At 67.0% G+C, this 24,996-nt stretch carries 19 protein-coding genes and 1 pseudogene; 14 read left to right on the top strand and 6 right to left on the bottom strand.

The annotated features are described in order from the left end of the window. The first annotated feature begins 319 nt into the window (after positions 1-319). Positions 320-829: a hemophore gene (locus MPSD_RS02755; protein WP_012392419.1), complete on the top strand. Its 510-nt coding sequence runs from the start codon at positions 320-322 to the stop codon at positions 827-829. 1 nt (position 830) lies between these two features. Here the strand turns inward: MPSD_RS02755 and MPSD_RS02760 are convergent, their stop codons facing one another. Beyond that, positions 831-2,048: a lysylphosphatidylglycerol synthase transmembrane domain-containing protein gene (locus MPSD_RS02760; RefSeq protein WP_086085136.1), complete on the bottom strand. Its 1,218-nt coding sequence runs from the start codon at positions 2,046-2,048 to the stop codon at positions 831-833. A 182-nt stretch (positions 2,049-2,230) separates the two neighbouring features. On the opposite strand from MPSD_RS02760, the gene MPSD_RS02765 reads away from it, so the two are divergent. Next, the gene (locus tag MPSD_RS02765; protein WP_015354200.1) at positions 2,231-3,400 is read left to right on the top strand and encodes an AI-2E family transporter; all 1,170 of its coding nucleotides are present in this window, start codon (positions 2,231-2,233) and stop codon (positions 3,398-3,400) included. Between the two features lie 60 nt (positions 3,401-3,460). Here MPSD_RS02765 and mmpL3 read toward each other — a convergent pair whose 3' ends face one another. The 3 genes from mmpL3 to trmB form a co-directional block, all read right to left on the bottom strand. Next, complete coding sequence (mmpL3, locus tag MPSD_RS02770) at positions 3,461-6,343, bottom strand: trehalose monomycolate exporter MmpL3 (protein WP_036425893.1); 2,883 nt, start codon at positions 6,341-6,343, stop codon at positions 3,461-3,463. Positions 6,344-6,448: 105 nt separating this feature from the next. Beyond that, positions 6,449-7,186 carry an NYN domain-containing protein gene (locus tag MPSD_RS02775; protein ID WP_012392422.1) on the bottom strand — a complete coding sequence of 246 codons (738 nt, stop codon included), beginning with the start codon at positions 7,184-7,186 and terminating at the stop codon, positions 6,449-6,451. A 37-nt stretch (positions 7,187-7,223) separates the two neighbouring features. Beyond that, positions 7,224-8,060, bottom strand: a complete 837-nt coding sequence (gene trmB / locus MPSD_RS02780) for a tRNA (guanosine(46)-N7)-methyltransferase TrmB (protein WP_174524075.1) — start codon at positions 8,058-8,060, stop codon at positions 7,224-7,226. Positions 8,061-8,204: 144 nt separating this feature from the next. Between trmB and MPSD_RS02785 the strand changes: the two genes are divergently transcribed. The 5 genes and pseudogenes from MPSD_RS02785 to MPSD_RS02805 all read left to right on the top strand — a co-directional run bounded on the left by MPSD_RS02785 (position 8,205) and on the right by MPSD_RS02805 (position 15,439). Continuing rightward, the gene (locus MPSD_RS02785; protein ID WP_020785058.1) at positions 8,205-9,335 is read left to right on the top strand and encodes a hypothetical protein; all 1,131 of its coding nucleotides are present in this window, start codon (positions 8,205-8,207) and stop codon (positions 9,333-9,335) included. Beyond that, positions 9,335-10,813 carry a hypothetical protein gene (locus MPSD_RS02790; protein ID WP_372509657.1) on the top strand — a complete coding sequence of 493 codons (1,479 nt, stop codon included), beginning with the start codon at positions 9,335-9,337 and terminating at the stop codon, positions 10,811-10,813. The genes MPSD_RS02785 and MPSD_RS02790 overlap by 1 nt, the downstream gene beginning before the upstream one ends. 274 nt (positions 10,814-11,087) lie before the next feature. Next, positions 11,088-12,935 carry a phosphoenolpyruvate carboxykinase (GTP) gene (locus MPSD_RS02795; protein WP_086085134.1) on the top strand — a complete coding sequence of 616 codons (1,848 nt, stop codon included), beginning with the start codon at positions 11,088-11,090 and terminating at the stop codon, positions 12,933-12,935. 9 nt (positions 12,936-12,944) lie between these two features. Next, positions 12,945-14,468, top strand: a pseudogene (fadD4, locus tag MPSD_RS02800) (fatty-acid--CoA ligase FadD4). Between the two features lie 2 nt (positions 14,469-14,470). Next, a complete protein-coding gene (locus MPSD_RS02805; RefSeq protein ID WP_020785054.1) occupies positions 14,471-15,439 on the top strand; it encodes an enoyl-CoA hydratase/isomerase family protein in 969 nt (322 codons plus the stop codon). A gap of 34 nt (positions 15,440-15,473) precedes the next feature. Here MPSD_RS02805 and MPSD_RS02810 read toward each other — a convergent pair whose 3' ends face one another. Further along, complete coding sequence (locus MPSD_RS02810) at positions 15,474-15,875, bottom strand: CD225/dispanin family protein (protein WP_020785053.1); 402 nt, start codon at positions 15,873-15,875, stop codon at positions 15,474-15,476. A gap of 110 nt (positions 15,876-15,985) precedes the next feature. After that, a complete protein-coding gene (locus tag MPSD_RS02815) occupies positions 15,986-17,113 on the bottom strand; it encodes an acyl-CoA dehydrogenase family protein (protein ID WP_119571752.1) in 1,128 nt (375 codons plus the stop codon). A gap of 100 nt (positions 17,114-17,213) precedes the next feature. Here MPSD_RS02815 and MPSD_RS02820 point away from each other — a divergent pair, with 100 nt between their 5' ends. The 7 genes from MPSD_RS02820 to MPSD_RS02850 all read left to right on the top strand — a co-directional run bounded on the left by MPSD_RS02820 (position 17,214) and on the right by MPSD_RS02850 (position 24,974). Beyond that, positions 17,214-18,221, top strand: coding sequence for a MaoC family dehydratase (locus MPSD_RS02820; RefSeq protein ID WP_012392431.1), 1,008 nt, complete (start codon positions 17,214-17,216; stop codon positions 18,219-18,221). Between the two features lie 68 nt (positions 18,222-18,289). Further along, entirely contained in the window at positions 18,290-19,456 is a 1,167-nt protein-coding gene (locus MPSD_RS02825; protein ID WP_232022732.1) for a CoA transferase, read from the top strand. Further along, positions 19,456-20,757: an amidohydrolase family protein gene (locus MPSD_RS02830; protein ID WP_086085579.1), complete on the top strand. Its 1,302-nt coding sequence runs from the start codon at positions 19,456-19,458 to the stop codon at positions 20,755-20,757. The genes MPSD_RS02825 and MPSD_RS02830 overlap by 1 nt, the downstream gene beginning before the upstream one ends. A gap of 318 nt (positions 20,758-21,075) precedes the next feature. After that, the gene (locus MPSD_RS02835) at positions 21,076-21,777 is read left to right on the top strand and encodes a class I SAM-dependent methyltransferase (protein ID WP_015354213.1); all 702 of its coding nucleotides are present in this window, start codon (positions 21,076-21,078) and stop codon (positions 21,775-21,777) included. Further along, entirely contained in the window at positions 21,774-23,120 is a 1,347-nt protein-coding gene (locus tag MPSD_RS02840; protein ID WP_086085578.1) for a molybdopterin-dependent oxidoreductase, read from the top strand. Before MPSD_RS02835 ends, MPSD_RS02840 begins: the two co-directional genes overlap by 4 nt. 1 nt (position 23,121) lies before the next feature. After that, a complete protein-coding gene (locus MPSD_RS02845; protein WP_011739319.1) occupies positions 23,122-23,640 on the top strand; it encodes a hypothetical protein in 519 nt (172 codons plus the stop codon). Positions 23,641-23,777: 137 nt separating this feature from the next. After that, complete coding sequence (locus MPSD_RS02850; protein WP_171944472.1) at positions 23,778-24,974, top strand: alpha/beta hydrolase; 1,197 nt, start codon at positions 23,778-23,780, stop codon at positions 24,972-24,974. The last annotated feature ends 22 nt before the right edge of the window (positions 24,975-24,996 follow it).

The raw sequence follows: 24,996 nt of genomic DNA on the forward strand, positions 1-24,996 counted from the left end.
GCGACGCGTTGCTCGCGAGCCTACCGCAGACAAATGTGGAGTAGGTCCGTTTATTGGTTGCTGAGCCGCAACGATGCCGACACTGCCAGGACGCTCGGAAGACACTGTGAAGTTCACCGGGTGGCCGCAGGGCCGCGGCGCGAGTTGGCGGTGCCCGCGCCGGAGATGGCAGTATGGCTGATGTCCACGCGGGGGACTTGGGTCGATCCGAGTACCAACCCGGGACAGTCCAGACAGATCGCGACGGAATGCGTCGCTGATCGCCGCCACTGGCGTGGCAAGGGAATTCGTACGTTATGCAATCCATGAGGAGTTATCCATGAAGTCAGGCAATGCGACAAAGCGCCGCGGGCTGTTCGCCGCATTGGTCGCCGTCGGGCTGCCGGGCCTCGCGCTCGTGACGGTGGCAGAGCCGACGGCCACCGGTGCTACCGATCCATGTGCCGCCAGTGAAGTGGCCAGAACGATCGGTTCGGTCGCCAAGCAGACGGGCGATTACCTGGACTCGCATCCGGAGACCAATCAGGCGATGACCGCGGCCTTCCAGGGCTCCGCGGGCCCGCAATCGTTCGGATCGCTGAAGAGCTATCTGGAGAAGAATCCCAAAGTCGCCAGCGACCTGCAGTCGCTGTCGCAGCCGCTGACCAATCTCTCAACGCAGTGTCGGCTGCCGATCACGCTGTCGCAGGCGGTGGGGCTGGCGCAGGCGGCCCAAGATGGCGGTGCTTTGTCGGGACTACCGGCCGTTGGGCTGCCGCTGACGCCGGGGAATCTGCCCGTGGCGGCGGGCCCGCTGCCCGGGCCGGCGCCGGCGAACCGCGCCGGCTGAGCTAGCCGATGCGTCCGGGGTTGCCCTCGCACCCGCGGTCGGGGGGCGGTAGCGGACCTTGCAGGGCCGTTTCGGCCGGGTCCTCGTACAGTTCGCCCGGGATGGGGATGACGATCGCCAGATTTGGGTCGGTTGGCGGGTCGCCAGCGTCGGAATCGGCGGCCTTCTCGGTGCGGAACATGAAGAAGAACACCACCCAGCCGATCGCGGCGATGAACAACCAGCTGATCAGCCGATAGATCAGCATCGCGGAGATGGCGTTGGGCAGGGCCATGCCGCTGGATACCAAACCAGGCACCAGCACGGCCTCGACCACCAACAGTCCACCCGGCATCAACGGGATGGTGCCCACCGCGCGGGCCGCCGCATAGGCAACGGTCAACCCGGCGACCGACGCGTGGTCGCCCGCGGCGTATGCGGCGAAGCCCAGACACGCGACGTCGGCGATCCAGTTGAAAAGCGACCAGCTAAATGCCACTCCCAAATCGCGCCGGCTCAGGCTCACCGACTCGAGTTGCATGAGAATCTGACGCCACTTCTCCATGCCGGTCGCGGCCGGCCGGCCGCGGATCGAGTTGACCCACGCCAGCACCCGGCGGCCGATTCCCTCGAGCAACTCCGGACGTGAGGCCACCGCCTGGGCAAGCAGCAGCAACGCGATGAACCCGCCCAGGGTGAACAGCAGTGAGAACGGGTTGTTCTTGGCGCCCAGGAAAAAGGCACCACCCAGGCCGAGCAGTGCCAGGCCCACCGCCTGCAGCACTCCCGACATCACCAGCTGCCACGACGCCACCACCGTAGAGGCGCCCCAAATGCGTTGCTGGCGCAGCAGGAACGTGGCCGACAACACCGGACCGCCGGGGAGGGTGGTGCTCAGCGAGTTGGCGGCGTAGAACGCGGCTTCGGACCGAAGTTGGCGGACGTGCACACCCGCGGACTTCAGCAGGGTGCGCTGGATTTGCGCGAAACTGTGCATCGACGCCGCCGCGGCCACCATCGCCGCGAGCAGCCACCACCACTTGGCCTGATACATGCTCATCCAGGCTTTGGCCAGCTGGTCCCAGCCCAGCGCCACCTCGACGGCAAGCACGATCGCGACGATGCCGAGCACGGCCCACCGCAGCCACCAGTACTTGCCACGGGGTGCCTCCGTCCCGCGAGCGCGGGGCAGCGCCCCCACACGCTGGCGGAGTTTGCGGACGGGGGCGTCAAACGACATCGAATAAGGGTAACCGCGCAGGTGATGCCACGATCGCCGCACGTCACTGACCGTGTCTGCCTCGTTCTGGGGTCGTGACCGGATCGTGGTGGCGGTGGCAGCCCGAAGCGCCGCGGGCGCCCGCGATCAGCTCGGGGGAATTTGCGGGAGAGCCGGGTCCGGCGCCCGGTTAGGCTTGCCGGATGTCGGCGAGCCTCGACGATGCCTCGGTAGCCCCGCTGGTCCGCAAGACGGCGGCCTGGTCGTGGCGCTTACTTGTCATCCTGGCCGCTCTGGTGGCCCTCTTGCTGGTGATCAAGAAGCTCGAAATCATTGTCGTGCCGGTGCTGCTGGCGCTGATGCTCAGCGCATTGCTGGTGCCGGTGGTGGACTGGCTGGACGCCAGGGGGCTGCCACGTGGTGCCGCGGTGTCGCTGGTCTTGCTGGGCGGGTTTTCCATCCTCGGCGGCATCCTGACGTTCGTCATCAGCCAGTTCATCGTTGGTCTGCCCGATCTGGCCTACCAGGTGGAGCACAGCATCGACTCCAGCCGCAAATGGCTGATCGAGGGGCCGCCGCACCTGCGCCGTGAACAGATAGACAACGCGGGCAACGCCGCGATCGAAGCGCTGCACAACAACCAGGCGAAGTTGACCAGCGGCGCGATCTCCACCGCGGCCACCATCACCGAACTGCTGACCGCCGCGGTGCTGGTGTTGTTCACGCTGATTTTTTTCCTCTACGGCGGCCGCAACATTTGGCAGTACGTCGCCAAGATCATCCCGGCCCATGTCCGTGACCGCGCGATGGCGGCCGGACGCGCGGGCTATGGGTCACTGATCGGGTATGTGCGGGCCACCTTCCTGGTGGCCCTGACCGACGCGGCCGGCGTGGGGACAGGGTTGGCGGTTATGGGTGTTCCGCTCGCCCTGCCGCTGGCCTCCATCGTGTTCCTGGGCGCGTTCATCCCGCTGATCGGTGCGTTGATCTCCGGCTTGCTGGCGGTGGTGGTTGCCTTGCTGGCCAAGGGGCTGGTGTATGCCCTGCTCACACTGGCCTTGCTGATTGCCGTCAATCAACTCGAGGCGCATTTGCTTCAGCCCTTGGTCATGGGCCGCGCGGTCTCGATTCACCCGCTGGGTGTGGTGCTGGCCATTTCCACCGGCGGCGTGCTGGCCGGGATCGTCGGTGCTTTGCTGGCGGTCCCCACCGTCGCATTCCTCAACAATGCGATGCGGGTGTTGTTGGCCGAGGATCCGATCGCGGAAGCGCAGCAGCAGGACCAGGATCCGCTGGCCCTCATCGCGGCGCAACCCGACGAGCCCGACGAGGGTACTGAGGCCGAAGCCGGCGCTGACCAAACTCGCGCTTAGGCGGTCGCGTAGAACCGCTGGCCGTACCCGCAGCGCCCGGTTGCGGGCGCCGGGGCGTTGCTACAGGCGTCCCTCACGACGCAGCAGATCCTGGGCGCTGAGCCCGCCGGCCCCGCCCGCTCCGCGGCGGCGTGGCCGCGGATTCTCGCCGCCGTCTGGTTGCCCACCGCGCGCATTCAGCTGCTCGGTGGCGGCCTCCGTGTCGGTCCCTTCCGGGCGCTGGATCGGTAGCGCGGCCGTTGGATCGGCCGGGTCGCCGCCGGTGTCGCTGGAACGGTTTGTCGGAATCTGCATGGCTCGCGTCTGACCGGCGGATGGCGCCGGCGGCGGGGCCGGTGCGGGAGGCGCCGGCGTGGTGGGCCGGGTCTGCGCCGGTGGAGCCGGATTGCTGGATCCGCGAGCGGGTGGCGCCCCCGGTGCCGTGAGCCGGGTGGTCGGGGGGTCGCTTGGCTGGCTGGCCCTGGTCTGGATCTCTTTGGTGCCGGCGCTGGACGGACCGCTCTGGGCCGACCCGAGCTCAGTTCGCGCGGGCCCGCCCGAACGGGACGGCCGAGCCGCCTCGGGGGCCGACGGGTGGGTGGGGTCATGCGGTGCGCGGGCCGTGGCCGCGGCCAGGGCGGCCTTGACGGGTGGGCGGGCGCTGCCGTTGTTGGCCGGGCGCTTCCGCTCGTCGGGCAACTGGATCTCGCCGAGCCCGATGCGGGTCTGCAGGCGGCGCATCCAGCGCGGCGCCCACCAACAATCATCGCCGAGCAATTTCATCACCGACGGCACCAGGAACATCCGGACCACGGTCGCATCCAGCAGCAACGCCGCCACCAGCCCGAACGCCAGATACTTCATCATCACCAGGTCGGAGAACACGAACGAGCCGGCGACCACGGCGAGCACCAGTGCGGCCGCGGTGATGAGGCGACCGGTGGTTGCCGTGCCGATCCGGATCGCCTCCTGAGTCGACATGCCGTTTTCGCGCGCCTCGACCATGCGGGATACCAAGAACACCTCATAGTCGGTGGCGAGGCCGTATCCGACCGCCACCACCAGCGCGATGACGGGCGCGGTCAGCGGGGTGGCGGTGAAGTTCAGTACGCTCGACCCGTGTCCGTCGACGAAGATCCAGGTCAGGATGCCCATCGTGGACCCGAGCGTCAGCGCGCTCATCACCGCCGCCTTGATTGGCAGCACCACCGAACCGAACGCCAGGAACATCAACAGCGTGGTGGTCGTGAGCAGGATGACCAGCATCGCCGGCATGTTCTCGAACAGGCTGTGAATCGAATCCTGTTCCAGCGCCGGGGTCCCGCCGACAAATATCTCGAGGCCCTTGGGAGGTGTGATCGCGCGTAGCTCCGCGAGTTTGGTGGGCGCGTCACCCGGGTTGATCAACCCGTTCTGTAGGACCCGGACCGACGGATCCTTGGATCCACCGGGCGCATAGCTGCGCTCCTGCCACATACTGTCCGCGTCGTTGTCCTGGTCGATGAACCCGCTGATCGACATCGCCTTGCTGCGAATATCGGCAATCTGCTGGTCGGTGACCGGCTGATTGTTGGTCGATTTGATCACCAGGGTCAGCGGATTGGTGCGGTATCCCGGGAAGAGTTGGTCGAAGTGTTCCTGCGACTGGCGCACCGCATTGTTGGGTGGCAGATACTTCTCGCTCATGCCGCCCAGCGACAGGTTGAACAGCGGGATGACCAGCAGGATCATGCCGAGGACGATCGGGATGGCGAACACCAGCGGGCGGCGCATCACCCGGTTGGTGAGGTTGCCCCAGAAGCCGGCCTCGACCTCTTCGCGGGTCTTGGTCTTCTGCAGCCGGTCGGCCAGCCAGTTCAGGTAGGCCCGCGACACCTTCCAGTTCCGCAGGAACGGCACCCGGAACGCGGTCCGGACGCCGAGCGCGTCGACGTGCCTGCCCAGCACGCCCAGGCACGCGGGCAGCAGTGTGATCGACAGCAGGGCGGCCAGGCCGACCGCGGCTAGCAGGGCGTAGGTCAGCGATTTCACGAAGCCCTGGGGCAACATCAGCAGGCTCGCCCCCGAGGCCATGATCAGGACCGCGGAAAAGGCCACCGTGCGCCCGGCCGTCATCACCGTTCGGCGTACCGCCGTCTCGGTGTCATAGCCTTCGGCGATCTCTTCTCGGAACCGGCTGACCACGAACAGCCCGTAGTCCACCGCGATACCCAGACCGATCAGGGAGACGACGGGTTGGGCGAAGAAGTGCACCGGCCCGAACACCGCCACCAGCCGCAGGATGCCCAGGGCGCCCGCGATGCTCAGCCCGCCCACCATCACCGGGAGGCAGGCCGCCACCGCGCCACCGAAGACCAGGAACAGCACCACGGCCACCAACGGCAGGGCCAGCACTTCCATCCGGCGCTGGTCGGTGGCGATGGTGCCGGTCAACCCCTCGGCCACCGGCTCGAGGCCGGCGAGCTGGACCGTGCCGCCGTCGAGCTTCTGCAGCGACGGCGCGATGTCCTTGTAGTTGTTGAGGATGGTGTCGTCGTCGTCGCCCTTGAGTGGGATGGAGACGAACGTGTACTTCTTGTCATCGGTGGCCATGCCCTTGATGACCGGGCTGGTGCTGTCCGGTGCCCTGAGGTAGCCGGCCCAACCCAGCACCTGATCAGGGTGGTCTTTCACAAACTGGTTCAGCTGGTCGGTGATTTTCTTCGACCACGCCGGGTCATTGACGGTTTTGCCGTCCGGGGCCTTGAAGACCGCGACGATGTGGCCGGTTCGGTCGCGGCCGTAGACCTCGTCGCCAAGGATCGAGGCCGTCACAGATTGACTGCCCTCGTCGTAGAAACCACTCTGCGTGACGTGCTTACCCAGGCTCAGCCCGAAGACGCCGCCGCCGAGGCATAGTGCCACCGTGACACCGATTACGATGAATCGGTAGCGGTACACAGTTCGACCCCACCAGGCGAACACGTGAGCTCCTTACTGGATCGTTAACGATCCGCGCATTGCTCTGCTTTGCTTCGCAGCGCTTTTCGATTGTCGGTGAGACGTGGCCTTTTCACACACACGAGATTCTCACGCCCGCGAGTTCAGCAGCGAGGACAGCGGCCGGAACGGCTGCAGCCAAGCTCCCTGCTCAGGCAGCGAATCGAGGCCGATTCGCGGGAGCGGCTCGCGGAAAACACCAGCAATGTCCTCCAGGTCGACAAACTCTAAGGTATCCGACGCTAGCGCCCAACTGGCGTGTTCACGAAATCCGAGCACCTGAACAGGGGTTCCGGCTCGCGAAATCTTTTCCAGCGGCTGCCGGAATGCCTGGCCATCCGCGGAGGCAACTACCAGCGCCGCGAGTCCCTCCCGGTACCGCTGATCGATGTGCTCGAGCATGTCACGGTCGACGTCGCTGTCCTCGTCGATCTTGGGCTTGGCGAAGACCGCGAATCCGACGTTGCGTAGCGCGTCCACCCATGGGCGAACCACTTCGGCGCTCCCGGGCGCGATATTGGTGAAGACGGTTGCTTCGGGTTCGACCCTGACGTCCGGGCCGTCCGGTGCCGTGGCGGACACCTGCGTCGTGCGGGCCAACAACCAGCGCCCGAGTGCGTCGAACCGGGGTCTTTCCAGCGCAGTCGGCCGTCGCCCGAGGATGGAACCCAGCCCCATGTCCAGGTTCGGGGCATCCCACACCAACAGGACCCGGCCCGCCGGCGCCGCGGAGCCGGACAGGCCGTCGCGCGACAAATCTCCGGCCACCATCGGCGGCTCCGCCACAGGATCGGACCCTTGTGTGGTCACATCTTCGGTCAGGCTCATTTGCTCATCTAATTTCAGGTTTCCCTATCGGCCACGTCTAACGCTGCTTTTTCCATATCAACTCGTTAATGCTGCTGCCCGCGTTATGGGCTTTCATCTCGTACTTGGTGGTCGGACGGACCACCGAGACGGGAAGCGAATCGACGCCCGGATCCACTCGTGCCAGCGCTGGCTCGGCATCGCCGGCGGCGATGATGTGCTCGGCGTAGCCGGGATGGTCGGTTGCCGCGTGAAAAACACCTCCAGGGAGTAGCCGGTCGGCGATCAGGGCAACCGTGCTGGGCTGTATCAGCCGGCGCTTGTGATGGCGCGCCTTGGGCCAGGGATCGGGGAAGAAGACGCGCACTCCGGTCAAGGATTCCGGGGCGATCAGATCGCGCAGCACGTCGATCCCGTTACCGCGGATCAACCGGATGTTGATTCGCTGCAGGTCCGCCCGGTCGATCGCGCAGAGCAGTTGCGCCAGCCCCCGGCGATAGACCTCCACCGCGATCACATCGACGTTGGGCTCGGCCTGCGCCATCGCCAGCGTCGAGGTGCCGCTGCCGCAGCCGATTTCCAGCACCACCGGTGCCTCCCGGCCGAACCAGGCCCGGGCGTCGATGGGGTCGATGGGCTCATGGCCGCGTGCCGATGGCTGGGAGTGTGCCGTTGCCTGCCGGCCCAGCTGCGGCCATCGCCGCTCCCAGGTCTGCTGCTGGATGCTCGACAGTGCCGAATGGCGCGAACGAAAGGCGGTCGGGGGAAGATAGCCCCACGCGCTCTTCTCGGCCTCTGGCTCGTCCGCCGGGCCTGACCCCGTGCCGGTCGAAGACGACGTGTCGGACTGGAGCCCCACCCCGGGCTGGACATGCATTGGTCCATCGTGGCGCATGAAGCCCGGCCGTAGCCGCTCCTGGTCCAGATTGATACCCAACAGTTGTCTTCGGGTGGTAGCGGCCGGCACATCTCTAACTAGTTGTGACTCGCGCCGTCGCGCCGCAACTGTCACCATGCGAGTGGCCGCGAGGAGGATGCCATGGGGGTGATGGTTGCGATGCAGACGGGGCATCAAGCTTTTGTCGATGAGCTCACCTGTCTCGCCGCCAGCACCGCTGACCAGCGTATTCGCGCGATCGCGGAGCGGGCCGCGCGACCTTTACGGGTGGCCGTGCGGGGACGACGCGGGGTCGGCCGCAACACGCTGGCGCGGGCATTGGACGGCGCGGGAAGCGCAGCGGGGCTGGCTGCGACGTCCGGCGGCGACCCCGCCGACGTGGTGGTCTACGCCCTTGCCGAAGTGGTCAAGCCCGAGGATCGCGCAGGGATCGCCGTGCTCGAGCCGACCGAGCGTCCGGTGCTTGCGGTCCTGACCATGGCCGACAAGACCGATGTCGTCGGATTCGCGGGTGCCGGGCCGATGGCCGGGGCGCTGCAGCGGTGCGAGCTCTTGTCGACGCTGGCCGGCGTGCCGGTGGAGCCGATCAGCGCACTGTTGGCAGTGGCCGCGCTCGACGATCTCGATGAGCGGTCCTGGTGCGCCTTGCGCGCGCTGGCCGCCCATCCAGCGGCCGGTGCCGCCCTCGATGGCTCCCATGCCGGCTTTCTGTCCGCGGATCTTGGGGTGCCCACCGGGCAACGGCTGCGATTGCTGGAGTCACTCGATCTGTTCGGGGTCGCGATCGCCATCGAAGCGTTGCGGCGCGGTGCGGCCCGGACGCAGGTACGGGCGTTGTTGCGCAAGATCAGCGGAATCGATGCCGTCGTCGCGAACGCGGTCGCCGCCGGTGCCGGTGTGCGCTACGGCCGGGTACTCGAGGCAGTCGCCGCACTCGAGGTCCTGGCCGTGGCGGACGAGCAAGTCAGCGAGTTCCTGGCCGGTGAGGCCGCCGTGCTGGCCCGCATGTCGGCCGCCCTGGATGCGGCGTCCACGTGGGGGCTCGACCCCTTTGGTGCGGCCGTGCCCCCTGACGATCCGGGCGCCCAGCTGCAGCGGGCGCTGCGCTGGCGGCGCCACCGGTCTCAGCGCGGCCCCGCCGCTGAGAGCCCGGACAGTGACCTACGGCGTTGGTGCGGTGCCGACATCGTCAGGGGATCGCTGCGGCTCTGGTCCCGGGCCGCGGGATCGCTGGCGTGCGCGGGTCCGCCGGAGGGCGGGCGGCCGCGGTGATCGGCAGCGCCCACCACGAGGCGGTGGCCCGGGTTGACGAGCTGGTCCTAGCGATCGGGCCGAAGCTGGGTGCGCCGTCGATCAACCGGCGCGATGTGGTGCTGGTGACCGGTCCGTGGCTGGCCGGGACGAGCAGTGTGATCACGGCATTGCGGCGGCGGTTGCCACAGCACAGATTTGTTGAATCGCCGCGGCTGGGAGCCGGTGCTGTGCCGACAGTGGTGGTGTTCGTGGTGTCCGCGGCGACTCCGATGACCGAATCCGACTGCGCATTGCTGGATGCCGCCGCCGGTCACACCGATGTGGTGATCGCCGCGGTGACGAAGATCGACCTGCACCGCACCTGGCGGGAGGTGCTGGCGGCGAACCGCGCCAAGCTCGCCGCCCACGCGCCGCGCTACGGCGCGGTGCCCTGGGTGGGCGTCGCCGCCGCGCCACAGCTGGGCCCACCGGGAGTGGACGACCTGGTGGCGACCGTGCGAACCGAGCTGGCGGCCCCCGATATCGCCCGGCGCAACAGGCTGCGCGCCTGGCACGCCGGGCTGCTGCTGGCCGGGCAGCGCTTCAACCGCGACGCCGCGGGTGCCGGCAGGCGGGCGCGCGTGGACGGATTGCGGGAAGAGCGCGGCTCTGTCCTGCAGCGGCGGCGTCAGGACCGGACCGGGCGCACCATCGCGCTGCGCGGTCAGATCCAGCAGGCGCGGGTCCAGTTGTGCTATTTCGCGCGCAGCCGCTGTGCGTCGGTGCGCACCGAACTGCAGGAGGACATCGCGGGGCTGGCCCGGCGGCGGCTGGCCGATTTCCAGAGCTATGCCCGGGGCCGGATCGACGAGATTGTCACCGAGGTGGGCGATGGCATCACCGCCCAGCTTGTCGACGTCTCGCGAGAGATGAGTTTGCCGGTGGACTTCCCGCCTGCCGACCCGCTGCCGGCCGTTGCGATGCCCGCCCCGCCGTTGGCGTCGCGGCGGCTGGAAACGCGGTTGATGATGGTCTTGGGTGTCGGTTTTGGACTCGGTGTGGCGCTCACGCTGAGCCGGCTGCTGGCCGGGTTGGCTCCGGGCCTGGATCTGGGGCTGACCCTGGCCGGAATCCTCGGGTGTGTCGTGGTGGGCCTGGCCGTGGCCCTATGGGTGGTGCGCACCCGTGCCCTGCTCGCCGACCGTGCGGTGTTGGAACGCTGGACCGCTGACGTGTTGTCGTCGCTGGGCTGCACGCTGGAGCAACTGGTCGCCAGCCGGGTGCTTGCCGCCGAAACACTGTTGGCCACCGCACTCTGGGGCAGCGACGAGGCCGCGAACGCGCGGGCGGCCGCGCAGGTCAGCGCCATCGACAGCGAGTTGCGTGAGCATGCCAGGGCGGCGGCTCGTGCCGCCGCGCGACGCGACCGCGAGATGCCGACAATCCGGGCCGCGCTCGAGGCGGTGTGTGCGGAACTGGGCGAATCGGGTACATCATCGGGTACCGCTACGCCGTGAACCGCCACGGCCGGTGGTGGGGCCGGGCTTCCGCGACATTCTGAGGCAAATGGCCGCGATTTCGGGAGTTAGTGAGGCTTTCTGAATCGGTCTTGTGAGGAGGCTTATACCCGCCCACGGCTTCCCCCACAAGTGATGCGCGATAACCTGTATGAAAGCACTACCGGGTCGAAAGTCGTGCCGGCAAAAGCTTGAGCAGACCTATCGCATCCCAAGAAGTCGATGGCAAGTAAGTAAACCAAAGAACCGAAGTAACAGAATCCAGGAGAGTTCGATGACCTCAGCGACCATCCCCGGTCTGGACACCGCGCCGACTAATCGCCAGGGGCTGCTGTCCTGGGTGCAGGAGGTCGCCGAACTGACCCAGCCCGACCGGGTTGTTTTCGCTGACGGTTCCGACGAGGAGTTTCATCGGCTCTCCGCGCAACTGGTCGACGCCGGTACCTTCACCCGGCTCAACGACGAGAAATTCCCGAACTCCTACCTAGCTTTGTCTGATCCCTCCGACGTCGCGCGGGTGGAATCACGCACCTTCATCTGTTCCGAGCGCGAGATCGACGCCGGCCCCACCAACAACTGGATGGACCCGAGCGAGATGCGCACGCTCATGACCGACCTGTACCGCGGTTGCATGCGTGGCCGCACCATGTACGTGGTGCCGTTCTGCATGGGTCCGCTGGGTGCGGAGGACCCCAAGCTTGGGGTGGAGATCACCGACTCCGAATACGTCGTGGTTTCGATGAAGGTGATGACCCGCATGGGCACCGCCGCGCTGGAGAAGATGGGTCAGGACGGCTTTTTCGTCAAGGCACTGCACTCGGTCGGCGCGCCGCTGGAAGACGGTCAGGCGGACGTGCCGTGGCCCTGCAGCGACACCAAGTACATCACCCACTTCCCCGAGACCCGGGAAATCTGGAGCTACGGCTCCGGCTACGGCGGTAACGCGCTGCTGGGCAAGAAGTGCTACTCACTGCGGATCGCCTCGGCGATGGCTCGTGACGAGGGCTGGCTGGCCGAGCACATGCTGATCCTCAAGCTGATTTCGCCCGAGAACAAGGCGTACTACATTGCGGCGGCGTTCCCGTCGGCCTGCGGCAAGACCAACCTGGCGATGCTGCAGCCCACCATCCCGGGCTGGCGCGCCGAAACCCTCGGCGACGACATCGCCTGGATGCGGTTCGGCAAGGACGGCCGCTTGTACGCGGTGAACCCGGAGTTCGGTTTCTTCGGGGTGGCCCCGGGCACCAACTGGAAGTCCAACCCCAACGCCATGCGCACCATCGCCGCGGGCAACACGGTGTTCACCAACGTCGCGCTGACCGACGACGGCGAGGTCTGGTGGGAAGGTCTGGAGGGCGACCCCCAGCACCTGGTCGACTGGAAGGGCAACGAATGGTACTTCCGCGAGACCGAGACCGAGACCGAGACCGAGACCACGGCCGCGCACCCGAACTCGCGGTACTGCACCCCGATGTCGCAATGCCCGATCCTGGCCCCCGAGTGGGATGACCCCCAGGGCGTGCCGATTTCGGCCATCCTGTTCGGCGGCCGCCGCAAGACCACCGTTCCGTTGGTCACCCAGGCACGCGATTGGCAGCACGGTGTGTTCATCGGCGCCACCCTGGGCAGCGAGCAGACCGCCGCCGCCGAGGGCAAGGTCGGCAACGTGCGGCGCGACCCCATGGCCATGCTGCCGTTCATGGGCTACAACGTCGGCGACTACGTCCAGCACTGGATCGACATCGGCAAGAACTCCGACGAGTCCAAGTTGCCGCAGGTCTTCTTCGTCAACTGGTTCCGTCGTGGCGAAGACCACCGCTTCCTGTGGCCCGGCTTCGGCGAGAACAGCCGCGTGATGAAGTGGATCGTCGATCGCATCGAGCACAAGGCCGGCGGTAAGACCACACCGATCGGTACCGTTCCCACCGTCGAGGACCTGGACCTGGAGGGGCTGGACGCCAACCCCGCCGACGTGAGTGAAGCGCTCGCGGTCAACGCCCAAGAGTGGCGCGAAGAGCTCCCTCTTATCGAGGAGTGGTTGCAGTTCATCGGTGAGAAGCTGCCGACCGGCATCAAGGACGAGTTCGACGCGCTCAAGGAGCGGCTGCGCGACGCCGAATGACGTCGCAGCATGCAGATTCGCCAGCACGTCGGGGCGGATAAGCCTGCAGTCATTCTGCATCCGTCGGGGACGGTAGTCAGTTTCGACGAACTGGAAGCGCGGGCCAACCGGCTGGCGCATCGGTTTCGCCGCGCGGGACTGCGCGAGGGCGACGCCGTGGCCATCCTGATGGAAAACAACGAGCACATCCACGCGGTCATGTGGGCGGCTCGACGTAGCGGGTTGTATTACGTACCCATCAATACCCATCTGACCGCGGCCGAAGCCGCCTACATCATCGAGAACAGCGGTGCCAAGGCCATCGTCGGTTCGGCGGCGCTGCGCGATACCTGTGCCGGTCTGGGCGAACATCTTCGGGCGGGCCCGCCCGAGCTGCTGATCCTGGCCGGGCCCGAAGGCTGCCTGACCGGCTGGGAGCCCTATCCGCAATGCGTGGCCGATCAACCCGACACTGCGATCGACGACGAGCTCGAGGGTGACCTGCTGCAGTATTCGTCGGGAACCACCGGACGGCCCAAGGGAATCAAGCGCGAACTACTCCACGTTGCCCCGGATGCTGCGCCCGGGATGATGTTGGCCCTGGTTGGCTATTGGATGGACGCCGACTCGATCTATCTGAGCCCGGCGCCGCTCTATCACACCGCGCCGTCGGTGTGGTCGATGAGTGCGCAGGCCGGCGGAATCACCACGGTCGTGCTGGAGAAGTTCGACCCCGAGGGGGCGCTCGAGGCGATCCAGCGCCACCGGGTAACGCACGCACAGTTTGTGCCGGCCATGTTCACTCGGATGCTGAAACTTCCTGAGAGCATTCGTAATTCGTATGACGTATCCAGTCTGAAGCGAGTCATGCACGCCGCCGCCCCGTGTCCTGTTGAGATCAAGAAACAGATGATGGACTGGTGGGGGCCGATCATCGACGAGTACTACGCCTCTTCGGAGGCGATCGGCTCGACATTGATCACCGCCGAAGACTGGCTCGAGCACCCGGGTTCGGTCGGCAAACCCATGCAAGGTGGCGTGCACATCCTCGGCGCCGACGGCGTCGAGCTGCCGCCGGGCCAGGCCGGCGAAATCTACTTCGAAGGCGGCTATTCCTTCGAGTACCTCAACGATCCGTCGAAAACCGCCGCCTCCCGCGACAAGCATGGTTGGGTGACGGTGGGCGACGTCGGCTACCTGGATGACCAGGGGTACCTGTTCCTGACCGATCGCCGCCACCACATGATCATCTCCGGCGGGGTCAACATCTACCCGCAGGAAGCCGAAAACATCTTGGTGTCCCATCCCAAGGTCATGGATGCGGCGGTGTTCGGCGTACCCGACGACTAGATGGGCCAGCGCGTGATGGCCGTCGTGCAGACCGTCGACCCGACCGATGCGACCAGCCAGTTCGGTGACGAACTCATGGAATGGCTGCGAGATCGTCAGTCGCACTTCAAGTGTCCGCGATCGGTTGCCTTCGAGGCGCAGCTGCCCCGCACCGACACCGGCAAGCTCTACAAGAACGGACTGATCGAAAAGTATTCGGGATAACCATGTTCGGTGTGGTTGACCTCTCACGTGCCCCGGATGCCACCCGTGCCGCAGGCGAAATCTCGGCTCCGGGGGTGACCGTGGCGCACGGCTGGGCCAGCGAGCTCGCCGAAGCCGAACCATGTTTGAGTGCCGCAACTTTCACCTTGGCCGAAGGCCCGTGTGCCGACCGCAGGGTGATCACCGTGGAGTCGGTGTCACAGACTCTGGCCGAGCTAAGGCAGCGGTGCCAACGGTGGCCGCAGGCCAGCGCCGTCTGCGACGACGTGCTGCGCACGATAGATCCCGATGGCCCGACACTGGCCGGCGTGCTGACCGAATCGCTGGCCTATTCGACATTGCAGGCCGGGCCGGAGTTCGCTCGCTGGCTCGACGAACGCGGACCCGCTGACCTGCCCGACATCGCCGATCCCGTGCAGACCGAGCGCGACGATGACACCCTGAGAATCAGATTCAATCGGCCCCAACGGCACAACGCATTTTCCGGCGATGCGCGGGCCGCGCTGCTGGAAGCGCTGACCGTAGCCCAGCTGGACCCCTCGGTGAGCGGGATCGTGTTGAGCGGCAACGGTCCATCGTTCTGTAGTGGCGGCGATCTGGCCGAGTTCGGTACCTTCGCCGATCCCGCCAGCGCTGATCTGGCGCGCACCAGGCACAGCCCGGCGCTGGCGCTGGCTGCGCTCACCGCCCGGCTGGGCCGGGCCTGTCGCGCCGAAGTGCATGGCCGGGTGCTGGGTAGTGGCCTGGAAATGGCCGCGTTCTGTGGGTGGGTGCAGGCGCATCCGGATTCGGTATTCGGCCTACCGGAACTGAGTCTGGGACTGATCCCCGGTGCCGGCGGCACCGTCAGCGTGACGCGTCGAATCGGACGCTGGCGCACCGCATATCTGGTGCTTTCCGGGCGAACCATTGACGCCGGCACCGCACGGGACTGGGGGTTGGTCGACTCGATCGCGGTCACCGGCGACTAGCCCACCAAAGGTGGCTGCCGCCTAGCCGTGTTGATCAGAAGTCGGAATACGTGGTGATGGTGGAGGGAGTGTTGTGGTCCACCGAAACCGCCACCAGGATAAGGGCGATGTAAATCACCGCAAAGGCCACCGCGACCACCACTCCGCCGATTGCGCTGATGATGGCCCACTTCTTGGCGCTGGCGGAGGCGGCCTGCGCCTCGGCGTAGCGCCCTTGCGCCCACAAGCCGGAAACCTTGGAGGAGTAGACGATCGAGACGATCCCAAGGGGCAGGCAACAAAACAGCGTGGTCAAGATCGCCCAGATGAGGTAATTGTCCGGCTCCGGTGCGTAGCCCGGCTGCTGGGCCGGCCAGCCGGGTTGCGGTGGCTGCCAGCCCGGCTGCTGACTCTGCGACTCTGGGGAACCTCCGCAGGGCCCTGGCGGATAACTCATGGCGGCTGCCTTCCCTCGGGTTACCTGTGGTCCAACAGTGTTGTGCCGCGCCGCTTTGCTGGTGGGCGAAGTCAGGCAGCAAATATACCGCACGGGCGCTGCGGTGGCGGTTAGATTCCGCCGCGGGCTATCAGTTGTCTGGCGATCACGTTGCGCTGGATTTCGTTGGTGCCTTCGCCGACGATCATCAGGGGTGCGTCGCGGAAGTAGCGTTCGACGTCGTATTCGGTGGAATAGCCGTAGCCGCCGTGGATTCGGACGGCGTTGAGCGCGATTTCCATGGCGGTTTCGGAGGCGAAGAGTTTGGCCATGCCGGCCTCCATGTCGCATCGCTGGCCGCTGTCGTAGCGTTGGGCGGCGTAGTGGGTGAGTTGGCGGGCGGCGGTGAGTTTGGTTGCCATGTCGGCCAAGTAGTTTCCGATGGCTTGGTGTTTCCAGATCGGTTGGCCGAAGCTGTGGCGTTGCTGGGCGTAGGCCAGGGCGTCGTCGAGTGCTGCGCTGGCCACGCCCAGGGCGCGGGCGGCGACCTGGATGCGGCCGGTTTCGAGTCCTTTCATCATCTGTGAAAACCCTTGACCGGGTTGGCCTCCCAATATCGCGGAGGTCGGTGCCCGGTAGTTGTCGAAGGACAGTTCGCAGGCTTCCACGCCCTTGTATCCCAGTTTGGGCAGGTCGGCTGAGATGTTCAGGCCGGGGCCCGGTTCCACGAGCACGATCGAGATGCTGTGGTGGCGGGGTGTGGCGTGGGGATCGGTCTTGCACAGCAGGGCGATCAGCCCGCTGCGGCGGGCGTTGCTGATCCAGGTCTTGGCGCCGGTGATCAGCAGCTGGTCGGGTCCGTCAGCCATCGCGGTGGTGGACATGTTTTGGAGGTCGGAACCGCCGCCGGGTTCGGTCAGGGCCATGGTGGCGCGCAGCTCGCCGGTGGCCATGGCTGGCAGGTAGGTGGATTTTTGTTCGTCGGTGCCAAAGAGCATCAGCAGTTTGGCCACCACGGTGTGTCCGCCCATGGCGCCGGCCAGGCTCATCCATCCGCGGGCCAGCTCCTGGGTGACCTGGACGTAGCACGGCATCGACACCGGCGATCCGCCGTAGGCTTCCCCGATGGCCAGGCCGTAGATGCCGATGCGTTTCATCTGCTCGATCCAGGCCTGCGGGTAGGTGTTGGCGTGTTCGACCTCGCGCACGCTGGGCCGCACGTCGCGGTCGATGAAGGCCCGCACAGTAGCCACCAGCATCGCCTCGTCCGCATCAAGCTGACTGTCTGCCCGTTGGTTGTCCACCGTTATTGCCCTCCGTATTGACCCTCGGTTCGACAGCCTGCCAGCATGTGGCGTTGTGCATACTGGGTACATGGGCATCCGTGAGGGCGGGCCCTACTTTGACGACTTGTCCGTGGGTCAGGTGTTCGACTGGGCGCCGGCGTTGACCCTGTCGGCCGGCCTGGCGGCCGCCCATCAGGCGATTCTGGGGGACCGGCTGCGGCTGGCCCTGGACAGCAGCCTGTGTGGCGCGGTAACCGGCGCACCGGCGGCGCTGGCGCATCCGGGGTTGGTGTGCAACGCGGCGATCGGGCAGTCCACCCTGGTCACCCAGCGGGTCAAAGCCAACCTGTTCTACCGCGGGCTGACCTTTCATCGGTACCCGCTGATCGGAGACACCATCTACACCCGCACCGAGGTTGTGGCGCTCCGGGCCAACACGGCCAAGCCGGGCCGGGCGCCGACCGGAATGGCCGCGCTGCGGATGACCACCATCGACCAGGCCGATCGACTGGTGCTCGACTTCTATCGCTGCGCGATGCTGCCGGCCAGCGCGGACTGGGATCCCGCCGGCGCCGCCGACGACGACCTGTCGGGCATCGGCGCCGACGCGAAGCCACCCGCGATCGATCCGACGGCGCACTGGGATGCCGAGGCCTACCGCACCCGGGTCCCGGGGCCCCATTTTGACGCCGGCATTGCGGGCAAGGTCATGCACAGCACCGGAGATCTGGTCAGCAGCGCGCCCGAGCTCGCCCGACTCACGCTCAACATTGCTGCCACACATCATGATTCGCGGGTGGCTGGGCAGCGGCTGGTCTACGGCGGGCACACCATCGGCCTGGCCTTGGCGCAGGCGAGCCGACTGATGCCCAACCTGGTCACGGTGCTGGGGTGGGAGCACTGCGACCACACCGGGCCGGTACGGGAGGGCGACACCCTCTACAGCGAGTTGCACGTCGAGTCGGCGGAGCCGACCGCCAACGGGGGCGTGCTTGGCCTGCGTTCGCTGGTCTACGCCGTCGGCGACTCGGAGCCCGACCGCCAGGTGCTGGACTGGCGGTTCACCGCACTGCAGTACTAGCTGAACTCCCGGGCTTGTTTACCGGCGATTCCGGTGGCACCGGCCTGGACTGCGAGCAACATGGTGGTGTGAGTGCGGTGCCATCCCGCTGGGCCAGCAAGTGGGGAAGTAGTGGGCTGGCCTACCTGACCGGTTTGCCCGGCGGGCCGCCCGACTTTTCGCGCGCCAACATTTTGGGACGCGCCGAAACGATTGCCGCCGACGCGGCCACCTTGCTGACCGGGCGGGCCGGTCTGCTCGGGCTGACTCGCCGGGGCCGGGTCTCGGCGGGCGGCGCCACCCGGCTGCTCGCGGCCGCCGACGGCTGGTTCGCAATCACACTGTCGCGCCCGGACGATGTCGATGCGGTCCCCGCGCTGCTGCGGGCCGACGAGGTGCCCGACGACCCATGGGGATCGCTGCAGAGGTGGGCCACAACGCGTCCCAAGTCCGCCATCATCAAACGAACCGAATTGCTCGACATCCCGGCTTCCGCCCTGGGGGAGGCCTACCCCGCCCCGCCCCGAATCCGTCGGGCCGGAGCGCGAGCTCGCGCGCGTGACCCCGCTGGTCTGCTCGTTGCCGATTTGTCGTCCATGTGGGCGGGCCCGTTGTGCGGTCAGCTGCTGGCCCGGGCGGGAGCTACCGTGGTCAAGGTCGAAAGCCCGCGCCGGCCGGACGGCACACGCGCCGGCAACCGCGCCTTCTTCGACTGGATGAACGCGCAAAAGCTCTCCTACTGCCTGGATTTCGACGACGATGCGGAAGAGCTGCGCGAGCTGTTGGAGGCCGCGGACATCGTGATCGAGGGTTCGCGTCCCGCTGCCCTGGCGCGACGCCGGCTCGGCCCGGAGCACATCGCAGCGCGGCCCGGGCGAATCTGGCTACGCATCAGCGGATATGGAGAGCACTCCCGGCGGCCCGCTTTCGGCGATGATGCCGCCGTGGCCGGTGGCCTGGTAGGAGTCGCGGCCGACGGCCCGGTGTTCTGTGCGGATGCCATAGCCGACCCGCTGGCCGGACTGGAGTCAGCCCGGGCCATCACCGAATCGCTACGGCGCGGGGGTGGTGAGCTCATCGACGTCTCCATGGCCGGCGTTGCCGCGACGTATGCCGCACTGCCCGTGGGGGCCGCGGCGGCCACGCATCGGGCCTTGCCGCCACAACCGCCGGCGCCGCCGTCGCGACCCGCCGCCGCGCTGGGGGCCGACGGTGACCTGGTGCGGCGGCTGGTCCGCGAAAGGGACGGGCACTAGTGCTGATTCGGCGAGCCACCTTGCTGGATGGGTCCACGGCCGACATCCGGGTGTGTGCCCGCATTCAGGAAGTCGGTCAGGGGTTGGTCGCACGGCCGGGGGAGCGGGTGCTCGACGCCGCCGGCCAAACCGTGCTGCCCGGCCTGCACGACCACCATGTGCACCTGCGCTCGGCCGCCTCCGCCCTGGATTCGCTGACTCTGGGGCCGCCCACAGTTGATTCCAAAGAGAAATTTCGGCAACATCTTTCGAGCGCGCAGCCCGGTCCGGACGGATGGATCCGCGCCGTCGGCTATCATGAATCCGTTGCCGGACCACTGGACCGGACCGTGCTGGATGCGCTGGTGCCGCACCTTCCCGTGCGCGTTCAGCATCGCAGCGGGGCGCTGTGGATCCTGAACTCGGCGGCACTGAACCGGATCGGGCTGGCCGGTCATGTCGACGGCCGCCTGCGCAGCGCCGACTCCGACTGGTCGGATGCTTTGCCGCGACGCAAGACCGACCTCGCGGCGCTCGGTGACCGGCTCACCGCGGCCGGGGTCACCGGAGTCACCGATGCCACACCGGATCTCAGCGACGAAGACATGGCCGCACTCACCGTTGCGCATCAGCGCGGGGAGTTTCGTCCGCGGGTCCGGTTTCTTTCTCCCGGCAAGAAGATCCTGCGTGACGATCACCTGGACCTGGAAGCGCTGATGGCCTGGATCACGGACTCGCATGGCGCCGGACAACCCGTTGCCATCCACTGCGTAACCGCGGCTCAGCTGGTCGTGACGATCGCGGCGGTGCGCGCCGTGGGCCGCCATCCGCATGATCGAATCGAGCACGCCGCGGTGGTGCCCGATGACCTGGTGGCCGACTTGGCCGGGCTCGGGCTGACGGTGGTGACGCAGCCCAACTTCGTTGCCGAGCGCGGCGATCAGTACCTCGACGAGATCCCCGCCGCCGAGCACGGGCAGCTGTGGCGGGTCGCTTCACTGTTGAATGCAAACGTGCCGGTGGCCTTGTCCACCGACCTGCCGTTCGGGTCCGGCGACCCGTGGGCGGCGATGCACGCCGCGGTGCATCGCAGGACCCCTCGCGGGGTCGTTCTGGGCGTCGATGAATGCGTCACGGCGCGTGCGGCTTTGACCATGTTCTTGGGCCGGCCGGATCAGCCGGGGCGGGTGCGTGCCGTGGCCGCCGGTCAGCCCGGGGACCTCTGCGTGCTGGCACAGACACCGGCGGTGGTACTGACCGAGCTGGACGCCATCCTGGTAAGCGCGACGATCATCGGTGGCGAAGTCGCCTATGCGGCCTAGCGCCGCCGGCACCGGCCTGGCGGTGCTCACAGAGTTCGGTACAACGGCGCAGTCGCCGACGGACCGGGCAATTATTCCTTCCCTACCGCCAACGATGTGTCAGCAGATCTTGGGTTTCGGCCCCAAAAAGTGTGAGTTGCGCCCAAATTTGCCTACTTACTGAACCATTCCGCCCCTTGTCTACGTAGCTCTTGCAGGCTTGGTGTAGTCGATAAAAGATCGGGGTACCGGTGGAAGTGCTGGCGCAAGCGGTTCCTGTCAGCGTGTTACCCGGGCGTGGACGTCCGGCCTGGTCGGGCTCGATGCAAGGGGCGTGAAATGCTGGGGCATCTGTACGAGCGGGCGCTAGGTGGCGAGCGGTGCTGGATCCGCCATGAGGACGGTGAGCTCCGCCCGTTGCCGACTCACCGTTGGTTGGGGGCCGGGGCAGCCGAGCGCGGTTGCGCTTCGGCCGAGGGTTCTTCTTCCGGTGACGTCGGCACCGGCGACGAAGACGCCGCCTCCGACGAGGACTTCGATGAAGCCGTGGCGCAGATGTGTAGCGGGCCGACCATCGAGCTGGGCTGTGGACCGGGCCGGCTGGTGGCCCGGTTGGTGCAGCGGGGAATCCCCGCGCTGGGCATCGATCGGTCGGTGACCGCGATCCGATTGGCCGGTCGCGGCGGTGCGCCGGCGATACTCGGCGATGTTTTCGAGCCGTTGCCCGGGATGGGGCGTTGGCAGACGGTGTTGTTGGTCGACGGGAATGTCGGCCTCGGTGGGGACCCGCTGCGGATCCTGGGCCGGGCCGCCGAGTTGTTGTCCCGCGGCGGGCGGTGCGTGGTCGAATTCGATGCCCAGACCATCGGGGTTTGCTCCCGCTGGGTTCGTCTGGAGTCGGCGCGCGATGTCGGGCCCTGGTTTCGATGGGCGTCGGTCGGCGTGGACAGCGCCGCAATGCTGGCCGCACAGGTAGGTCTGACGCTGATCGGCGTCAGGATGCTTGGCGGACGGGTGATCGCAAACCTGGCGGCCCTGTGAACTGCCCGGCTGAAGACGACCCCGAGCGGGAGCTGGAACCGGAGCCGGCCCACGGGTTTCCCGCCCGGCTGTGGCGCACCTTGGAGCGACACCCGCCGCCGGGGGTGCGGCGATTGGCCGCGTTTCGAAGCCCGCTGCGGGGACCGTGGCTGACCTCGGTGTTCGGGCTGGTGCTGTTGGTGGCAATGCCGATCGTGATCCTTACCGGATTGCTGTCCTATATCGCCTATGCCCCGCAGTTCGGGCAGGCGATCCCGGCCGATGTCGGCTGGCTGCGCCTGCCAGGTTTTGACTGGCCCGCTCATCCGTCTTGGCTGTACCGATTGCCCCAGGGCCTGCACGTAGGACTGGGTCTGGTGCTGATCCCGGTGGTGCTGGCCAAGCTCTGGTCGGTGATCCCGAAATTGTTTGTTTGGCCGCCGGCGCGGTCGATCGCCACACTGCTGGAGCGGCTGTCGCTGTTGATGCTGGTCGGTGGGGTGCTGTTCGAGATTGTCACCGGCGTGCTCAACATCCAGTACGACTACATCTTCGGCTTCAGCTTCTACGACGGCCACTACTTCGGCGCCTGGGTCTTCATCGCCGGTTTCCTCATGCATATCGCGGTCAAGATGCCAAAGATGATCACCGGACTGCGGTCATTCTCGATACGAGAAGTCTTGCGCACCAATGTGACTGACACGCGCCCCGAGCCGCCCGACGCATCGGGGCTGGTGTCCGAAGATCCCGCCGAACCGACCGTGAGCAGGCGCGGAGCGCTGGCCCTGGTCGGTTCGGGTGTGCTGCTGCTCGGCGTCTTGACCGTCGGCCAAACCTTGGGCGGGCCACTGCGCAACATCGCCCTGCTGCTGCCAAGAGGCCGGCCCGCACAGGGCAACCGGGAATTCCCGGTCAACAAGACCGCGGCGGTCGCCGGAATCACCCCCGAGGCTGTGGGGCCGGCGTGGCGGCTGGTGCTCCGTGGCGGTCCCAACGAGGTCGTGCTGGACCGCGCCGCCCTGGCCGGATTGCCGCAACACACCGCCCGCCTACCGATCGCCTGTGTTGAAGGGTGGTCGACGGTTCAGACCTGGACCGGGGTGCGACTGTCGGAGCTGGCCCGCAGGGCCGGAGTGGCCGCGCCCCGGTCGGCGCGGGTGACGTCGCTGCAACGCGGCGGCGCCTTTGGTGAGGCGACGCTGCAGGGCAATCAGGTCGGCGCTTCGGATGCGCTGCTGGCGTTGCGGGTCAACGGCGAAGACCTGCCGCTCGATCACGGCTATCCGGCGCGGATCATCGTTCCCGCATTGCCCGGCGTGCACAACACCAAATGGGTCGCCTCGATCAATTTCGAGGCTGGTTGAGATGCGCGAACTCACTAGGCGCTTCGGTCGCTATTACGGCGCGCACCCGCTGCATCTGCTGACCATGCTCGCCGGCCTCGCGCTGGTTGGCTACATCGTGGCGACCTTCAAGATCGCCACACTGTGGAATCCGGGTACCTGGTGGCAGTCGATCGCGGTGTGGTTCGCGGCCGCCGTCATCGGCCACGACCTCGTCGCATTCCCAGTCTATTCTCTGGTTGATCGCATCTTTGCGGTGCGCTGGGGCCGCGCCCGCTCCGGAAGTCGAGAAGTCTCGGTCCGCAACTACCTGCGGATCCCGGCGATGGGGTCCGCCCTGACGCTGCTGATATTCCTGCCCGGCATCATCGAGCAAGGTGCGTCGACCTACCACGCGGCCACCGGCGAAACCCAGCAGCCGTTTTTGGGTAGGTGGCTGTTGCTCACCGCGGTGATGTTCGCGCTCAGTGCGGCCACCTACGCCGTCCGACTGGTGCTCGCGCATCGGCGGCGCGTGAGCGAAGTCCAGCTCAGCCGTTGAATAGCGGGGTTGGCGACCCTGGCAAATCATCGGTCGGGCGCAATCATTTGCCGTCGGACCCAACCCGGACGCGAGCCGGTGCGGTGGCGGCCAACAGGAGTACGCTCCCCCACATGGCTGCCACCGGCCCGACAACGATGTCGATGACGTCGATGATGTCCCGTGTCAAATGGATGCTGCGCGCGCGTCCTGCCGACTATCTGCTGGCCATGAGTGTCGCCGGGGCTTCGCTACCGGTGGTGGGCAAGCATCTCGAGCCGCTGGGTTGCGTCACCGCAATGGGGGTCTGGGGCGCGCGCCATACCCCGGAGTTCGTCGCGGCAAGGGCAAAGGATCTGTTCACTCCGGGTATCAACGTGACGCGTCAGCGCGACCGGGACAGCACGAACGAAGTCTCGGCGGCGGCGCTGCGGGGGATCGTCTCAACGGCGGATTTGGATGTCGAATGGCCGGCGCCCCAGCGCACGCCGCCAGTGTGCGAAGCATTTCGTCACCGCCGCTACCTACATCGGGGCGGGGTTCACTACGGCAACAGCCCGGCCCAGGTGCTCGACGTGTGGCGCCGGGACGACCTGCCCACCGAGCCCGCGCCGGTGCTGATTTTTGTTCCCGGCGGCGCCTGGATACACGGCAGTCGAGCAATCCAGGGGTATGCATTGCTGTCGCGGCTGGCCGAACAGGGCTGGGTGTGCCTGTCGATCGACTACCGAGTCGCGCCGCATCACCGGTGGCCCCGCCACATCCACGACGTGAAAGCGGCCATCGCCTGGGCCCGCGCCAATGTCGACAAGTTCGGCGGTGACCGCAACTTCATTGCGGTGGCGGGGTGTTCGGCCGGCGGTCACCTGTCCGCATTGGCCGGCCTGACCGCCAACGATCCGGATTATCAAAGTGAGCTTCCCGAAGGGTCCGACACGTCGGTGGACGCGGCCGTCGGGATCTACGGTCGTTACGACTGGGAGGATCGATCCACCGCCGAACGGGCGCGGTTCGTCGACTTCCTGGAGCGAGTGGTGGTCAAGCGCTCGATCAAACGTCACCCGCAGGTGTTCCGCGACGCATCACCGGTTGCCCGGGTACACACCAACGCGCCGCCGTTTCTGGTCATTCACGGCAGCCGCGACGGTGTCATCCCGGTGGCGCAAGCGCGCAGCTTCGTCGAGCGGTTGCGTGCGGTGTCGCGTTCACTGGTCGCCTACGTCGAACTGCCCGGGGCCGGCCACGGCTTCGACCTGCTGGACGGGGCCCGCACAGGCTCGGCCACGCACGCGATTTCGTTGTTCCTCAACCAGATTCATCGCACTCGGGCGCAGCTGTCGAAAGAGGTCATCTAACGCGTCGGTCGACAGTGAGGTC

It is taken from the genome of Mycobacterium pseudoshottsii JCM 15466 (assembly GCF_003584745.1).
Taxonomy (GTDB): Bacteria; Actinomycetota; Actinomycetes; order Mycobacteriales; family Mycobacteriaceae; genus Mycobacterium; species Mycobacterium marinum.